Raw genomic sequence first — 15,443 nt, forward strand, 5'->3', positions numbered from 1 at the left:
GAAAGGCACTCACGATCAGCACTCTGCTGATCATGACCGCCCTTCTCGGGCAGGCTGCGGCCGCTCAGACGACGGCCCGGCCGGCCCCCACACCGGCGCCTCCGGTCGTCGCGCAGGCAGCCGTACCCGTTCCGCAGTCCTCGTCCCCGCCGTCAACGCCCTCGGACCCGCCGTCGTCGCCCGCGGACCGGTCGTCGTCGCCCTCGGACCGATCGTCGTCGCCCTCGGCGTTGCCGGAGTCCGCTGACACGGCCACGCCGCCCGGGTCGCGCACCGAGCGGGCCGGCGCCGACAAACGGCACGTCCGCGTCAACGGGCCGGCACACAGCATCACCACCACCGGCAGCACGGGCGTCGCGCTGACCTTCGACGACGGTCCCGACCCGACATACACCCCGCAGCTGCTCGAGATGCTCGCCAAGGCGAAGGTCAAGGCGACCTTCTGCGTCGTCGGCACCAACGCGAAACGGCATCCGCAGCTGATCCGCGACATCGTCAAGGCCGGTCACACGCTCTGCAACCACTCCTGGAACCACGACCTCAAGCTCGGCAAGAAACCACCCGCCAAGATCAAGGCCGACCTGGAGCGGACCAACGCCGCCATCCGTGCCGCCGTGCCCGACGCGAAGATCCCCGTCATGCGCGCCCCGGGCGGCAACTTCACCCCCCGCCTCGTGAAGGTCTCCGGCAAGCTCGGCATGAAGTCGCTCTACTGGCAGGTCGACCCGCGCGACTGGGAGCACCCCAAGGGCGAGTCGCACCACGACCACCGCAAGAAGATCATCCGAATCGTCAAGAAGCACACCCGGCCCGGCGCCGTGATCCTGTCGCACGACTACGCCCAGCCCGACACGATCGCCGCCTACCAGGTGCTGCTCCCCTGGCTGAAGCACCACTTCGAGCTGATCGCCCTGTAGGGGGCGTTCGTGTGGGGGTGTTGATCTGCTGGCGGTGCGAAATCGCGGTTTCAGGTCCATGATCACAGCGATTTCGTAGCGCCAGCAGATCAACATCTCGGCTGCTGGTTCCATTACTCCAGGACTGCCGCCGGGCCAACACCGCCCGCTCCGGCAATACCGGCCGCGGGCCACCTGGGTCGCCTTCGGCCGACTCTCGGCGATTCGGGGCCGGTGGCCGCGGGCGGGGGCAGGGGCGCGGCGGGTCAGTGCGAGGGCGGGATCACGCGCAGATGACCGCGGCGCCCGGTCTGGTGGCCCGGCGCCTGGTCGGTCTCGTCGGGGCGCAGCGGTGCCGGGCGGGCAGCCTCGCGGACGGCCTCGGCCAGGGCCACGAGGTCGTCCGTGGTGGGGGGCGGTGGGGCGAAGTCGCCGTCGTGGCGGACCAGCTCCCAGCCTCGCGGGGCGGTGAGGCTGCGGGCGTGCGGCTCGCACAGGTCGTACGTGTGCGGCTCGGCGAAGGCGGCGAGGGGGCCCACCACGGCCGTCGAATCGCTGTAGACGTAGGTCAGGGTGGCGACCGCCTGTCGGGGACAGCCGTTCCGGGAGCAGCGCCGTGGTGACCTCACGGCGGCACGTTATCGCTCCATCGGCCGATCTGGGGAGCGTTGCCTCGCGACACGCCGACCTGCGATGCATCACGATTCGGCCATGGAACCTCGACACGCCGCCTCGTTGGGGCGAATTACCCGCTGGGACACACGACGAGTACGGCCTGACCACGTATGCAGCCCGGGTAGGGATACGCTGGCCGCGTGACCACCAGCCCTGAACGCCGCCGGACGGACCCGAAGGCGACGCGCAGCACCGGCCCGGGTCATCCCGCGCGGCGTGACCGGCACGGGCGTGGCCTGCGCGGCCGTCTGGTGCCGGCGACCGTCCCGCTGGCCCGCACCAAGGCGGAGATCTTCGACGACCTGGTGCTGGACACGGTGGAGGGCTTGGAGCGGCGTTACGCCAAGGAGCTGGCCGGCGTCGAGTTCGCGGTCGAGGACGTGCCGCCGGACCTGAACGTCTACGACTCCGATGTGCTCGAGGACGGCGAGGTGCCTCTGGCCCGTCTGCTTCCCGGGCGCCCGGGCCGGCACGAGCTGCCGCCACGGATCGTGCTCTACCGCCGCCCGCTGGAGTTCCGGGCGATGGATCGGGAAGACCTCGCCGACCTCGTCCACGATGTGATCATCGAGCAGGTAGCCAACCTTCTCGGGGTGGATCCCGACGAGTTGGCCTAGGCCACCCGCCGCTTCAACTTGCGACGTTCACGTTCGGACAGTCCACCCCAGATGCCGAACCGTTCGTCGTGCCCCAGTGCGTACTCCAGACAATCGGCCTTCACGTCGCAGCGACCGCAGATGCGCTTGGCCTCGCGCGTCGAGCCGCCCTTCTCCGGAAAGAAGGCTTCCGGGTCGGTCTGCGAACACAGGGCTCGCTCCTGCCACTCGGGGGCGTCCCCGAGCAGGTCGAACCCTTCAACCTGCGCTTCCATCGGCGTGCCTCCATTTTCCGCGCCGGCTACGAAGCCGACGCTGACCCCCCACGCACGCGGCGTGTTTCTGTGGGTTCGTTGGGAAAAGTCCCACAACGTCCCCACAACCCCACCAAAATTACACGCGTGTAAGACGTGCGTCGTCAAGCCGAACCTGCTAAATAGGCCCGTTTCCGTCAGCGTCGAGGACGCTTGACGGTCCCGTTCCTGCCCTATCTCCCGGAGCCACCGGGAGGTAACGCGGGCGCGGGCACTCACGTCCAATTTAACCCGTTTTGTGACCTAGTGGCAGGGGGTCCCCCGGACCGGGTCCGCTGAATGGATCATGTGGAGCCGGAAATCAGCGACGGGCGAGGCCGTCCGACGAGGCCAGCGCGGCCACCGGAGCGATCATGGCGGGGTCGAGCCAGCCCTCGCCGGCGCGACGGACGTACTCCGGGTAGACCGTGAGCCGCTCCCGCAGCTCGAAGCCCGATTTCTCGGACATCTCGGCGAGGATGTCGATCTGTGGCCAGGGCCGCTCCGGGTTCACGTGATCGGGGGTCACCGGGGACACGCCGCCCCAGTCGTCGATGCCGGCGCGCAGCAGCAACGAGAACTCGTCGTCGATCAGGTTCGGCGGCGCCTGGATCCGGGCACGCGGGCCCATCACGATCCGGGCCACGGCCACCGTGGCGGCCAGCTCCCGGAGCTCGGCGTCGGGCATGCCGCGCATCGCCGTGTCCGGCTTGGCGCGGAAGTTCTGGATGATGACCTCCTGGATGTGCCCGTGCTCCCGGGCGGTCCGCCGGATCGCGAACAACGACTCCACCCGCTCGGTGACGTTCTCGCCGATGCCGATCAGGATGCCCGTGGTGAACGGGACACCGGCCCGGCCCGCGTCGTCGAGCGCCCGCAGCCGGACCGCGGGTTCCTTGTCCGGCGAGCCGAAGTGCGGGCCGCCCCGCTCCGACCAGAGCCGGGTGGCGGTGGTCTCCAGCATCATGCCCATGCTCGGCGCGACCGGCTTGAGCAGCCGCAGCTCGTCCGGGGTCAGCACGCCGGGGTTGAGGTGCGGCAGCAGGCCGGTCTGCTCGAGCACCGCGGCCGCGCAGGCGCGCACGTAATCGATGGTGGAGCCGTAACCGCGCTCGTCCAGCCACTGCCGCGCCGCCGGCCAGCGGTTCTCCGGCCGGTCGCCGAGCGTGAACAGCGCCTCCTTGCAACCCTGCGCCGCACCCTCCCGGGCGATCTGGAGGACCTCGTCCATCTCCAGGTAGGCGGCGGGCAGGCGGTGCGGCACGGTGGCGAAGGTGCAGTAGTGACACCGGTCCTGACAGAGCCGGGTCAGCGGGATGAAGACCTTGCGGGAGTACGTGACCACGCCCGGCCGCCCCGCCTCGAGCAGACCCGCGTCCCGGATCGACCCGGCCACGGCCAGCAGCTCGTCGAAGTCGTCCCCGGTGGTCGCGAGCAGCGCGGTCGCCTCGTCCACGCCGATCTCCGCGCCTGCGGCGGCCCGGTCCAGAGCCCTCCGGACAGCGGCCCGGGACGGGCCCCCGGACGGAACCGGAGGAAGAGCCGGAGACGGTACGAGTTCCACGTTGACCTTCACCACGACAGCAGCCTAGGCCGGATTCCGCCCGGCCGCCGCCGTGGTCAACGGGCATCGCAGTGTCGTGGGACACCCCGCCCGGTCACTGCCGCGGCGGGTCCTGCGCGGCCGGGCCGAAGCCGGGACGGTCGGCGGGCACCCCACCGGGACCGGGGATGACCTGGGTCGGGTCGACGAACGGGGCCGGCGGCGGGTAGTACCCGGGCGGGGGCGGCGGCTGCTGCCCGTACTGCTGAGGCGGTTGCCCGTACACCGGCGGCTGCTGCCCGTACGGCGGCATCGGCTGGTAGGCGCCGTAGACGCCCGGCTGCGGCTTCGGCGCCGGTGGGAAGACGCCGCGCCAGATCTGCCACACCGCGAATCCGGCCAGCGCGAACGGGCCCAGCCACGCGGCACGGACCAGCAGCTCCAGGAAGGCCGAGCCGGGCGAGGTGGAGGCGATGTTGCTGACCCCGAACAGCACGCCGAAGATCAGGCCGAAGAAGGCGGCCACCGCGTACTCCGCGAGGGCCACCTGGGTGATCAGGCGGGCCTTCGGATGGACCGGCCCGACACCGAGCGCGAGCACCACGGCGGCAATCGGGAAGAAGATCGTGGCGAGGTTCACGAAGCTGCCGAAGCTGTACTGGGTGCGGCCGAGGAAATCCGCGCCGAACAGGTCGAGCACGGCCACCAGCAGGAGCACCGCAGGCACTCCGGCCAGCGCGTACGCGGCCAGGTCACGCAACGGCCGCAGGAACTGCCCGATGGGTGGCGGTGGTGTGCTCACAGTTGCTCCCGGTGCTTGCTGACAAGTCGGCCCAGCGTAAACCGACACCCGCGCCCCGCCCGGCCGACGCGAGTGCGCAAGGATGTACGAATGCGGATCGTGGTCCTCACCGGGGGTATCGGCGGCGCCCGGTTCCTCCTCGGCGTGCGTGAGCACGCCCGTGCCATCGGCGCCGACGTCACCGCGGTGGTAAACGTCGGCGACGACGTACGCATGCACGGCCTGCAGATCTGTCCCGACCTGGACAGCGTCATGTACACGCTGGGCGGCGCGGCCGACCCGGAGCGTGGCTGGGGCCGGGTCGGCGAGACCTGGGTCGTCAAGGAGGAGCTCGCGAAGTACGGCGTGGAGCCGTCCTGGTTCGGGCTCGGCGACGCCGACACCGCCACCCACCTGGTGCGCACCACCATGCTGAGCGCCGGATACCCGCTCTCCGCGGTCACCGCCGCCCTCTGCGAGCGCTGGCAGCCCGGCATCACGCTGCTGCCGGCCACCGACGACCGCCTGGAGACCCACGTGGTCGTGGACGTCGACGGCGAGCGCAAGGCGATCCACTTCCAGGAGTGGTGGGTGCGTCACCGGGGCAACGTGCCGACCCACAACTTCGTCTTCCGCGGCGCCGACACGGCCAAGCCGGGCGCGGGCGTGCTGGACGCGATCGGTCAGGCCGACGTGGTCCTGGTCGCGCCGAGCAACCCGGTGGTCAGTATCGCGCCGATTCTGGCCGTACCCGCGCTCAAGGACGCCGTGGCCAACGGCCCGGCACCGGTCGTCGGGGTGTCGCCGATCATCGGCGGGTCGCCGGTGCGCGGGATGGCCGACAAGTGCCTGGCCACGCTCGAGGTCGAGGTGAGCGCCGGCGGCGTCGGCCGGATGTACGGGCCCCGCGCCGAGGGCGGCCTGCTGGACGGCTGGCTGGTCGACACGTCGGACGCGCAGGCGCAGGTCCCGGGCGTGCGCACGAAGGCCGTACCGCTGTGGATGAAGGACCCGGCCACCACCGCCCGGATGGTCGCCGATGCGCTGGAGCTGGCCCGATGAGCCTGGAGATCATCCCGATCACCGGCATCGGCGATGTCACCGCCGGTGACGACCTCGCCGAGCTGATCACGAAGGCCGCGCCCTGGCTGGCCGACGACGACGTGCTCGTGGTGACCAGCAAGATCGTCTCGAAGGCGGAGGGCCGCCTGGTCGAAGTGCCCGCGGACGGCCCGGAGCGGGAAGAGGCCCGGCAGCGGGTGCTCGCCTCCGAGACCGCCCGCGTGGTGGCCCGCCGCGGCCCCACCACGATCGTGCAGACCCACCACGGTTTCGTGATGGCCGCAGCCGGCATCGACGCCTCGAACGTCGACAAGACGCACCTGGTGCTGCTGCCCGCCGACCCGGACGCCTCGGCCCGCAAAATCCGCGACGACCTGCGGAAACGAGGGCTGGACGTGGCGATCGTCGTCTCCGACACGATGGGCCGGGCCTGGCGCAACGGGCTCACCGACGTGGCGCTCGGCGCGGCCGGCATCGAGGCGTTCCGCGATCATCGGGGCGAGATCGACCCGTACGGCAACGAGCTCACCCTCACCCAGATGGCCGTGATCGACGAGCTGGCGGCGGCGGCCGAACTGGTCAAGGGCAAGAGTGACCGGGTGCCGGTGGCGGTGGTCCGCGGCCTGCCCCGGACCGGTGCCGGCTCCGGCGCGCGCGAACTGGTGCGCGACACCGCCGGCGACATGTTCAGCCTGGGCACCGCCGAGGCGCGCGCCGCGGGCCTGCGCGACGCCGCCCTGCTCGCCACCACGCCGGACGACGAGGCGGCGGTCCGCCGGGTGCTCGCGCTCGACGCGGCGAACACCGGCACGCTGCGCCTCACCCCCGCCGGCCCGGCCCCGGCCGATCTGATCCGGCTGGGCGCCGAAGCCCATCGAGTACGGGCGGTGCTCGCCGCCACCGGCCTGACCAGCACCGCCGACGCCGACGACGAGGGCGTCACCATCACCGTCGGAGGCCCCGCATGAGCAGCCCGCTGTACGAGGACACCGTCCGGGTCCTGACCGGCTGGACCGCCACCTCGGAGGACGCCGAGCTGGCCCGCAAGCGCACCCTGAACCTGCTCGCCGACGGCCCGGACGCGACGACCCGCGCACACCGCGCCGGCCACGTCACCGCCAGCGCGCTCGTCGTCGACGACGCCGGCCGGGTGCTGCTCTGCCTGCACGGCCGGCTCGGCATGTGGATGCAGCTCGGCGGGCACTGCGAGCCCGGCGACACCACCCTGGCCGGCGCCGCGCTGCGCGAAGCCACCGAGGAGTCCGGGATCGCCGGGCTGGTCGTCGACCCGGAACCGATCGACATCGACATCCACGAGGTCCGCTGCGGCAGCGCCGACGGCGCGCCCGCCGAGCCGTCGGTCCACTTCGACGTGCGGTTCCTGGTGCGCAGCCCGGCCGGCGCGATCGAGCGGGTCAGCGAGGAGTCGGCCGAGCTGGGCTGGTTCACGCCGGAGACGCTGCCGAGCCCGCTGGCCTCGGGAACGGTGCGCCAGATCGCTCCGGCGCTCGCCCGCCTCTGAGGCCCGGCGGGCCGGTTCACCGTCGACGACCGGGCGCGGACCTCAGATGTAACCGTGGTGGCCGAGCTCCTTCAGCTCGTCCACCAGGTGCTTGACCTCCTGCGCGCGCTCGCGGGGGCAGACCAGCACCGCGTCCGGCGTGTCCACGATGATCAGATCGCGGACGCCCATGGCGGCCACCAGCCGGCCCGACTGCGGGAGCACGACCAGACTCTCGGTGTCACGCAGCAGCACGGTGGGCCGCTCCGCCTGACCCTCGTTGCCGACGATCACGTTGCCGGCCGGGTCGGCGGTCAGCACCTCACCGAGGGTGTGGAAGTCGCCGACGTCGTTCCAGCCGAAGTCACCCGGGACGGTGCCGACCCGGCCGGCGGCGGCCGCGCCCTCCATCACCGCGTAGTCCACCGAGATCCGCGGCAGGGTCGGCCAGACCTCACCGAGGACCTCCTCGCGGGCCGCCGAGTCCCAGGCCTGGGCGATCCGGCTCACCCCGGAGGCGAGCTGCGGCTGCTGCCGGGCCAGCTCGTTGAGGAAGACGTCGACGCGCCACACGAACATGCCGGCGTTCCACAGGTAGTTGCCGGACTTCACGTAGCTCTCGGCCACCTCGTACGACGGCTTCTCCTTGAACTCCTCGACGCGCAGGAGCGGGCCGTCGGCGGCCGGACCACCGCACTGGAGGTAGCCGTAACCGGTCTCCGGGCGGGTCGGCGTGATCCCCAGGGTCATCAGCAGGCCCTGCTGCGCGCCGGCCATCGCACTGCGGATCACCGAGACGAACTCGGTCTTGTCCGACACCAGGTGGTCGGAGGCGAACGAACCCATGATCGCTTCCGGGTCGCGCCGGGCGATGACCGCGGCGGCCAGGGCGATCGCCGCGCACGAGTCACGCGGCGACGGCTCCACCAGGACGTTCTCCTCGGGCACCGAGGCGAGCTGCCGGGAGACCGCCGCGGCATGTGCCACACCGGTCACCACAAACATCCGTTCGGGGGACGTCAGAGTGTCCAGCCGGTCCACCGTGGCCTGCAACAGAGAGGCCGAGGTGCCGGTCAACGGGTGGAGGAACTTGGGATGACCGGCGCGGGACAGTGGCCACAGACGGGTTCCCGTGCCCCCTGCCAGAACCACGCCGTAGAGCACAGCCTGTTCGTCAATCATGTGCGGAAAGCTTAGTGGGTGATCAGGCCACAACCCGATTCCATGTCGCCACGTGAACCTCCGCGCTGGACAGCCAGGTGAACTCCTTCGCCCGGTCGAAGCCCGCCTTGGCCAAGGTCTCCCGGCGCTCCTGGTCGTGCAGCAGGTCGGCCAGGTCCTCGGCGATCCGGTCGGGTGCCTCCGTGGTGTAGGCGACGGCGTCACCACCGACTTCCGGGAGCGACAACCGCGGCGTGGTCAGCACCGGGGCGCCGCACGCCATCGCCTCCAGGATCGGCAGGCCGAAGCCCTCGCCGAAGGACGGGTAGCAGGCGACGAGCGCCCCACCGAGGAAGCCGGGCAGGTCGGTGTACTTCAGGTAGCCCGGGCGCAGCAGCCGCAGGTGCGAGGGCACGTCGGCGACCGCCCGGTCGATGTCGTCGTCGTGCCCCTGGCCGCCGGCGATCACCAGGGCCGGCGGGTGCGGCCAGTCGGCCACCGCGCGGGCCCAGCCACGGATCAGGTTCGGCACGTTCTTGCGGGGCTCCTTGGCCCCGAGGAACGCCACGTAACCGGAGTCGCCGAGACCGAGACGGGCACGGACCCGGGCCTTCTCCTCCTCGGTCGGCCGGTGGAAGGCGGCCTGGTCGACGCCGTGATAGGCCACGTCGATCCGGGTGGGGTCGGCGTCGAGCAGGCGGATCAGCTCGTCGCGGGTGGCCTTGCTGGGCACGATCACCCGGGCCGCCCGGCGCAGCGACGTCTTGATCGCGCTGCGGAAGAACGTCCGCTTGGTGTTGTCGTAGTGCTCCGGCTCGGTGAAGAACGTCGCGTCGTGCACCGTGACGGTGACCGGGCAGCCGGTGCGCAGCGGGCACGTGTAGAACGGCGAGTGCAGCACCTCGGCGCCGACCTGCTGGGCGAGCAGCGGCAGACCGGTCTGCTCCCAGGCCAGCCGGGCCGGGCGGTGCACGATCGCGGCGGGCCCGGGAATGATCTCGGCGGTCGGGAGCATGCGGCGGTAACGCTCCGCATCGGCTCGCTGGGCCACCACGGCCAGGTCCAGGCGATCGGCGCTGAGCTGCCCGAGGGCGCCGAGCAATCCGTCGACGTATCTGCCGACACCACCTCTGTCAGCGGGAACACTAGTGGCGTCGACCAGCACTCGCGGGGGGCGACCGGGGGTCACGAGGCATCTCCTTGGCATCTCTGACGGACCGATGCTGCGGTACAGCTGTCGACATCGTGGTCGGCAACGTCACTGTCGAGGGTACGCCCGGAACGCTTCGAGCAAGTGTCCGCGACACCGCGACATCAAGGACGTTCCACCGCCGTCACGGACAGTGATCCATCTATCGTGAGGGCGGTGACGAACACGATCCCGCAGGCGTTCGCGGACGCAGTCCGGCGTGACCCGGCCGCTCCCCTGCTGACCTGGTACGACGACGCGACCGGTGACCGCACCGAACTTTCCGGCGCCACCCTGGAGAACTGGGTGGCCAAGACCGCGAACCTGCTTGTCGACGGCGTCGGCCTGGGTCACGGCGACACCGTGGCACTGTTGCTTCCGCCGCACTGGCAGACCGCCGCGCTGCTGCTGGGCGTCGCCGAGGCCGGTCTCGCGGCCGACCTGGGCCCCGAACCGCAGCCCGTCGAGGCGATCTTCACCACGCCCGAGCTGGTCGAGCGGGCGGCCACCTGGTCCACCCTCGACCGCTACGCCACCGGTCTCCTCCCGCTCGCGATGCCGCTGCGCACCGTGCCCGACGGGTACACCGACTACGTCGCCGAGGTCCGCAACTACGGCGACCACTTCCGGGGTGCGCCCGTTGCCGCCGCCGACCTGGCGCTGGCCGGGTCGTACGAGCTGAGCCACGCCGAAGCGATCGAGGCGGCGCAGGCCCGGGCCGGCGAGCTCGGCATCGCCGCCGGCGACCGGGTGCTGATCGACACCGCGCTGCACCCGGACCCGGCCGACTGGCTGCTGGCGCCCCTGGTGGCCGGCGCCAGCGTGGTGCTCTGCGCCAACCTGGACCCGGCCAAGGTGGATTCGCGCAGCACCGCGGAGAAGGTCAGCGTGACTCTCGTGCCGTAGCGGGCGCCTCTCCTGCCGTGGCCGGCGCCTCTCGTGCCGCGGCCGGCGCCTCTCGTGCCGCGGCCGGCGCCTCTCGTGCCGCGGCCAGCTCCGCGAAAGCGGTCAGGGAGTCCGGATTGGACAGGGCTCCCTTGGCCGCGGCCGACTCCACCGGAGTGCCGGTGAGTATCCGCTTCACCGGCACCTCCAGCTTCTTGCCGGACAGGGTGCGCGGCAATGCCCGTACCTGATAGGCGGCGTCCGGGACGTGCCGCGGCGAAAGCGCCGCACGCAGCTCCCGCGCGATCCGCCCGCGCAGGTCGTCGTCGAGTTCGGCGCCTTCGGCGAGCACCACGAAGAGCAGCAGCTCACCGTTCGGGTCGCCGGCCCGGTCCAGGTGCACGACCAGGGAGTCGACGACCTCGGGCAGGCTCTCCACCACCGAGTAGAACTCGGCTGTTCCCAGGCGTACCCCGCCCCGGTTCAGCGTGGCATCCGACCGGCCGGTGATGACGCAGCTGCCGTCCGCACCGATCGTGATCCAGTCGCCGTGCCGCCAGACTCCCGGGAACACGTCGAAATAGGCCTCCCGGTACCGGGAACCGTCGGTGTCACCCCAGAAACCGACAGGCATGCTCGGCATCGGCGCGGTGATCACCAACTCGCCCAGCTCGCCGATGACCGGCCGGCCGGTGGGGTCGAAGGCCTCCACCCGGGCACCCAGCATCCGGCCCGCGATCACACCCGCGCGGACCGGCAGCAGGGGCGCGCCGCCCACGAAGCCGGTGCACACGTCGGTGCCCCCGGAGAGCGAGAGCAGCTGCAGGTCCGGGCCGACCGCCTCGTAGACCCAGGCGAAACCCTCCGGCGGCAGCGGCGCACCCGTCGAACCGACACCCTTGAGCCGTTTGCGCGGAGTCAGCCCCGCCTTGCGGCAGGCCATCAGGAACGGCGCCGACGTGCCGAAGTACGTGATCCCGGCGGTGTCCACCAGGTCCCACAGCGCCGCCAGGTCCGGCCAGCCCGGATTGCCGTCGAACAGCACGATCGACGACCCGACCGCGGGAGCGCTGACCAGGAAGTTCCACATCATCCAGCCGGTCGTGGTGAACCAGAGGAAGCGATCCTCCGGGCCCAGGTCGTGGTGCAGAGCGAGAGCCTTCAGGTGTTCCAGCAGGATGCCGCCGTGACCGTGCACGATCGGTTTCGGCAGGCCGGTGGTGCCGGAGCTGTAGAGCACGTAGAGCGGATGATCGAACGGGACCGGCTCGAAAGCCATCCCCTCGTCGCCGGTCAGGTCGCCCCAGTTGCCGGCGGCGCCGTCGAGGTACCCGACGGTGATCACGTGCTCGATCGACGGGATCGCCGCCGCGATCTCCGAGATCTCGGCCTCTCTGCTGATCGCCTTGTCGCCGTAGCGGTAGCCGTCCGTCGCCACCAGCACCTTCGGCTCGATCTGACTCCACCTGTCGATCACGCTGCGGGCGCCGAACTCCGGCGCGCACGACGAGAAGATCGCCCCGAGACTGGCCGTCGCGAGCAGCAGGACGTAGGTCTCCGGGATGTTCGGCGCATAGGCCGCGACCCGGTCACCCCTGCCGACACCGCGGGCCTTCAGCCCGGCACGGACCCGGCGGACCTGATCGCGCAGCTGCCGGGCGGTCAGCAGGACCGGCTCACGGCTCTGCGAGTACGCGAGAACGACCGTGTCGTCGTCACCCCGGCCCGGCATCCGCAGCACGTTCTCCGCGTAGTTCAGCGTCGCGCCCGGGAACCACGTCGCCCCCGGCATCGTGGCGTCACCGAGCACCGCCGACGGCTGATCGTGGGCGACCACCCCGAAGTGGTCCCAGATCGACTGCCAGAACCCGGACAGGTCGGTGACCGACCACTCCCACAGCGCGGCGTAATCGGCGAAGACCAGGCCGCGCTCGCTCTCCAGCCAGGCCAGATAGCGGCCGATGCGGGACGTCTCCCGGACGTCCGCGGGCGGCTCCCACAACACTGTGTCCGTCGTCACCGTCATCGGCTCACATTAACGCTCCGCGCGGCTGCCGATACTGCGCAGTTGATCACTGTGGCTGGGCGTTGACGTTTCGCCCCCCGGCCGTACCTCGGCCCGCCTGTCCGTTATTCCTGGTCGTCCGCGTGCTCGGCGCGGGCCTTCTGGATCGCCGCGCGCCGGGCCAGCCGGTGATCACGGCGGATCTCCGCCTCCTGGAAGCGCCGCCGGTCCGCGCTGTCCGACGGCAGCACCGGCGGCACCTGCCGGGGGCGGCCCGCCACATCGATGGCGACGAACACCAGGTACGCCGTGGCCACCGGGATCGGCGACGGCTCCACCGCGTCCCAGCGCTCCGCGGTCAGCCGCACGCCGACCTCCATCGACGTCGAACCGGTCCAGTTCACCTGCGCGTACGCGTGCACCAGATCGCCCACCCGCACCGGCTCCAGGAAGACGATCTCGTCGATCGCCGCGGTGACCGCGGTGCCGCCGCTGTGCCGGGCCGCGCTGGCACCGGCGACGTCGTCCACGAACTTCATCAGCACACCGCCGTGCACCGTGCCGTACAGGTTCACATCGATCGCGCTCATGATCCGGCTGAGCGTGACCCGCGAGCGCGCGGTGGGGCGTCCTTGTTCCATACGGGTACGGTACGACGGCGTTCGCGACCCCTTGCCCCATCGGGGTAGCGTGCCGGATCATGCGCCACCTCAGGTCGATCTTCTATGCACTCGTGCTGGGCCCGTCCATCTGGATCCTGGCCGGCGTCGGATTCACCCAGGACCTGACAAGCCGGGGCCGCGAGTTCTTCGCCGAGGAGTCGATCGCCGGCCTGCTGCTGCTGCTCTTCTGCGGCATCCTCTTCACGATCCTCACGTACGCCCCGGTCTCCCCCGCCGGCCCGGCACTGACCGGCGCGGTCTACCTGGGCGTCGCCATCTGGGCGTGGAACTCCCCGGAGTCGTACGCCGCCCTGTGGTCACCCGAGATCTCCAAAGACGGCTTCGACCTGAGCCGCCCCGGGTACGGCCTCGCCGCCCTGCTCGCGATCCCCCTGCTCGGCACCGCACTGAGCGGCCGCCGCTGGGCCCGCTACGAGCCGCCGGTCCTGCCCATCATCGGCGAGATCGGCCGCTTCCGCGGCAAGGCCACCGTCCCCGGCGTCCCGATGTCGATCGCCGAGACAACGGTCCTGCGCGACGGCGTCCCGGTCACCGCCGCCCCCGCCGACCGCACGGTGGCCTTCCCCACCAACGACCGCACGGTGGCCGTCCCCTCCGCCGACCGCACCGCGGCCGTCCCCTCGGCCGACCGCACCGTGGCCGTCCCCACCAACGACCGCACGGTGGCCGTCCCGTCCGGCGGCCGCACGACGGTCGTCGCGAACAACGACCAGACCGTGTCCATGCCGTCCAACGGCCGGACCGCCGCCGCCTCGCCGTCCAACGGCCGGACTGTGACCATGCCGGCCGCCGACCGGACCGTGGCGATCCCCAGCTCCGACAAGACCGTCGCGGTGTCCACCACCGACCGCAAGCCGTCGGCCTCGACAGTGACGGCCCCCAGCGACGATCACACCGTGGTCTTCGCCGCCGCCACCGGCAACGAGCCGCCCCTGCCCGCCGAATCGGACCGCACACAGGTACTCCCCACAGCAAAAGCCGTCGCGGATTCCAATAAATCCGGCATTACCACCAATCCGGAAAAGTCCCCCGAACAGCTGCCCGACAAGTCGGACAAGCCCGCCCGGCCGCTGGACGCGCGGACCGCGGCAGCCCGCCAGGCAGAACCGGCCACTTCCGCCGCGCCCGCTGCACAGACCGCTACGCAGGCCTCAACCGCTGCGCCTGCCCAAAGTTCCGCGCATGCCTCGACCGCCGCCGCCCAGGGTTCCGCGCAGGCCTCGTCGGCCGCCCCCGCCCAGAGCTCCGCGCAGGCCTCAACCGCCGCCCCGGCCCAGAGCCCTGCGCAGGCCTCAACCGCCGCCCCGGCCCAGAGCCCTGCGCAGGCGTCAACCGCCGCGCAGGCGTCAACCGCCGCGCAGGCGTCAACCGCCGCGCAGGCGTCAACCGCCGCGCAGGCATCAAGCGCCGACCACGCCTCAACCGCCGCCCCGGCCTCGACCGCCGCCCAGGCCGAGACTGGCGAAGAGCACGCGCCGAAGGCTGCCGCCGAACCAGCCACGCCCAAGACGGCCGCCGCCGAGGGGGCCGAGGCTGGAAGTGTTGGCGCCACCAAGCCGGCTGACGACGAGGAGACTCATCGGCTGTCGCGGGAGGAGATCGTCCCGGCGAAGGCTGTCGCCGACCCCACCGCGTTCATCCCGGCTCAGCGCAAGCCCTCCGCCGACTCCTGAGGCAGACGACCGAGGGGTGTCCCTATGGTCTTGTCAAGCAGGCGGTGCGAGCTCTTCTGTCGGTTTGCGCTGGTAGAGGTCGCGAAACATGGCGCACCGGAGGTCGCTGCGGCGGCGGGCGAGGCATTGGGGGCGGCGTGGTGTTGTCTGCCCTCGGCTCGGATGCGGTCCCTGGACAAGGGGCTGCGGTCGGTTGCATTGGCTCCGCGCAGCGGTGTTGATCTGCTAGCGGTGCGAAATCGCGGTTTTGACCCCATGATCACAGCGATTTCGTAGCGCTAGCAGATCAACATCTCGCCAGGGGCGGCGCGTTCGGCGCCACTGGGGCCGGAACCGGGGGGACGCGGGGTCGGTGCGCGGTCGGCGGCGGCTAGACGGCGATCGGGGCGCGGCGCCCGCACGGACGGCGACCGGAACCCGACGCCCGCACGGACGGCGACCGGAGCCCGACGCCCGCACGGACGGCGGAAGCGGCGTGAGCGGCGGGCGCGGCGGGCGCG

The 15,443-nt window shown here is 71.5% G+C and carries 13 protein-coding genes and 2 pseudogenes; 7 read left to right on the forward strand and 8 right to left on the reverse strand.

What is annotated here, in order from left to right; all coding sequences use genetic code 11:
• The first annotated feature begins 32 nt into the window (after positions 1-32).
• Positions 33-917 (forward strand): polysaccharide deacetylase family protein, encoded by an 885-nt coding sequence (locus tag LPA41_RS19065; protein WP_229071989.1) that lies wholly within the window; start codon positions 33-35, stop codon positions 915-917.
• Between the two features lie 245 nt (positions 918-1,162).
• On the opposite strand, the gene LPA41_RS19070 is transcribed toward LPA41_RS19065, so the two are convergent.
• Positions 1,163-1,525 carry a DUF3499 domain-containing protein gene (locus tag LPA41_RS19070; protein WP_229071990.1) on the reverse strand — a complete coding sequence of 121 codons (363 nt, stop codon included), beginning with the start codon at positions 1,523-1,525 and terminating at the stop codon, positions 1,163-1,165.
• A gap of 186 nt (positions 1,526-1,711) precedes the next feature.
• Between LPA41_RS19070 and LPA41_RS19075 the strand changes: the two genes are divergently transcribed.
• Entirely contained in the window at positions 1,712-2,188 is a 477-nt protein-coding gene (locus tag LPA41_RS19075) for a metallopeptidase family protein (protein ID WP_374238180.1), read from the forward strand.
• Here LPA41_RS19075 and LPA41_RS19080 read toward each other — a convergent pair.
• From LPA41_RS19080 to LPA41_RS19090, 3 genes and pseudogenes are all read right to left on the reverse strand, one after another.
• Positions 2,185-2,442, reverse strand: coding sequence for a WhiB family transcriptional regulator (locus LPA41_RS19080; RefSeq protein ID WP_014440974.1), 258 nt, complete (start codon positions 2,440-2,442; stop codon positions 2,185-2,187). The two genes, LPA41_RS19075 and LPA41_RS19080, sit on opposite strands and share 4 nt — an antisense overlap.
• Before the next feature lie 346 nt (positions 2,443-2,788).
• Positions 2,789-4,024, reverse strand: a pseudogene (gene cofG, locus LPA41_RS19085) (7,8-didemethyl-8-hydroxy-5-deazariboflavin synthase CofG); the annotation flags it as partial.
• Positions 4,025-4,118: 94 nt separating this feature from the next.
• Positions 4,119-4,805, reverse strand: a complete 687-nt coding sequence (locus LPA41_RS19090; RefSeq protein WP_229071991.1) for a hypothetical protein — start codon at positions 4,803-4,805, stop codon at positions 4,119-4,121.
• A gap of 90 nt (positions 4,806-4,895) precedes the next feature.
• Here LPA41_RS19090 and cofD point away from each other — a divergent pair, with 90 nt between their 5' ends.
• From cofD to LPA41_RS19105, 3 genes are read left to right on the forward strand one after another with little or no spacing between them, the layout of a single operon-like run.
• Positions 4,896-5,846 carry a 2-phospho-L-lactate transferase gene (gene cofD / locus LPA41_RS19095; RefSeq protein WP_229071992.1) on the forward strand — a complete coding sequence of 317 codons (951 nt, stop codon included), beginning with the start codon at positions 4,896-4,898 and terminating at the stop codon, positions 5,844-5,846.
• On the forward strand, positions 5,843-6,814 hold the full coding sequence (locus LPA41_RS19100; RefSeq protein WP_229071993.1) for a coenzyme F420-0:L-glutamate ligase: 972 nt from the start codon (positions 5,843-5,845) through the stop codon (positions 6,812-6,814). The genes cofD and LPA41_RS19100 overlap by 4 nt, the downstream gene beginning before the upstream one ends.
• Positions 6,811-7,368 carry an NUDIX hydrolase gene (locus LPA41_RS19105; protein ID WP_229071994.1) on the forward strand — a complete coding sequence of 186 codons (558 nt, stop codon included), beginning with the start codon at positions 6,811-6,813 and terminating at the stop codon, positions 7,366-7,368. The genes LPA41_RS19100 and LPA41_RS19105 overlap by 4 nt, the downstream gene beginning before the upstream one ends.
• Before the next feature lie 42 nt (positions 7,369-7,410).
• On the opposite strand, the gene LPA41_RS19110 is transcribed toward LPA41_RS19105, so the two are convergent.
• Positions 7,411-8,529, reverse strand: a complete 1,119-nt coding sequence (locus tag LPA41_RS19110; RefSeq protein WP_255689938.1) for a sugar phosphate nucleotidyltransferase — start codon at positions 8,527-8,529, stop codon at positions 7,411-7,413.
• A 22-nt stretch (positions 8,530-8,551) separates the two neighbouring features.
• Positions 8,552-9,697 (reverse strand): glycosyltransferase family 1 protein, encoded by a 1,146-nt coding sequence (locus tag LPA41_RS19115; protein ID WP_229071995.1) that lies wholly within the window; start codon positions 9,695-9,697, stop codon positions 8,552-8,554.
• 177 nt (positions 9,698-9,874) lie between these two features.
• On the opposite strand from LPA41_RS19115, the gene LPA41_RS19120 reads away from it, so the two are divergent.
• A complete protein-coding gene (locus LPA41_RS19120; protein ID WP_229071996.1) occupies positions 9,875-10,603 on the forward strand; it encodes a TIGR03089 family protein in 729 nt (242 codons plus the stop codon).
• 73 nt (positions 10,604-10,676) lie between these two features.
• Here LPA41_RS19120 and LPA41_RS19125 read toward each other — a convergent pair.
• Positions 10,677-12,608, reverse strand: a pseudogene (locus LPA41_RS19125) (acetoacetate--CoA ligase); the annotation flags it as partial.
• 104 nt (positions 12,609-12,712) lie between these two features.
• The gene (locus tag LPA41_RS19130) at positions 12,713-13,228 is read right to left on the reverse strand and encodes an acyl-CoA thioesterase (RefSeq protein ID WP_229071997.1); all 516 of its coding nucleotides are present in this window, start codon (positions 13,226-13,228) and stop codon (positions 12,713-12,715) included.
• 59 nt (positions 13,229-13,287) lie between these two features.
• Between LPA41_RS19130 and LPA41_RS19135 the strand changes: the two genes are divergently transcribed.
• Positions 13,288-14,943, forward strand: coding sequence for a hypothetical protein (locus LPA41_RS19135; protein ID WP_229071998.1), 1,656 nt, complete (start codon positions 13,288-13,290; stop codon positions 14,941-14,943).
• Positions 14,944-15,443 lie beyond the last annotated feature (500 nt).

Source organism: Actinoplanes sp. DH11 (assembly GCF_020873875.1).
Classification (GTDB): Bacteria; Actinomycetota; Actinomycetes; order Mycobacteriales; family Micromonosporaceae; genus Actinoplanes.

What these genes read in the sequence shown, in the direction of transcription:
- LPA41_RS19065 (WP_229071989.1), top strand. Translation starts at nt 33, where the DNA reads ATGACCGCCCTTCTCGGGCAGGCTGCGGCCGCTCAGACGACGGCCCGG.
- LPA41_RS19080 (WP_014440974.1), bottom strand. Translation starts at nt 2,442, where the DNA reads ATGGAAGCGCAGGTTGAAGGGTTCGACCTGCTCGGGGACGCCCCCGAG.
- cofD (WP_229071992.1), top strand. Translation starts at nt 4,896, where the DNA reads ATGCGGATCGTGGTCCTCACCGGGGGTATCGGCGGCGCCCGGTTCCTC.
- LPA41_RS19100 (WP_229071993.1), top strand. Translation starts at nt 5,843, where the DNA reads ATGAGCCTGGAGATCATCCCGATCACCGGCATCGGCGATGTCACCGCC.
- LPA41_RS19105 (WP_229071994.1), top strand. Translation starts at nt 6,811, where the DNA reads ATGAGCAGCCCGCTGTACGAGGACACCGTCCGGGTCCTGACCGGCTGG.
- LPA41_RS19110 (WP_255689938.1), bottom strand. Translation starts at nt 8,529, where the DNA reads ATGATTGACGAACAGGCTGTGCTCTACGGCGTGGTTCTGGCAGGGGGC.
- LPA41_RS19130 (WP_229071997.1), bottom strand. Translation starts at nt 13,228, where the DNA reads ATGGAACAAGGACGCCCCACCGCGCGCTCGCGGGTCACGCTCAGCCGG.
- LPA41_RS19135 (WP_229071998.1), top strand. Translation starts at nt 13,288, where the DNA reads ATGCGCCACCTCAGGTCGATCTTCTATGCACTCGTGCTGGGCCCGTCC.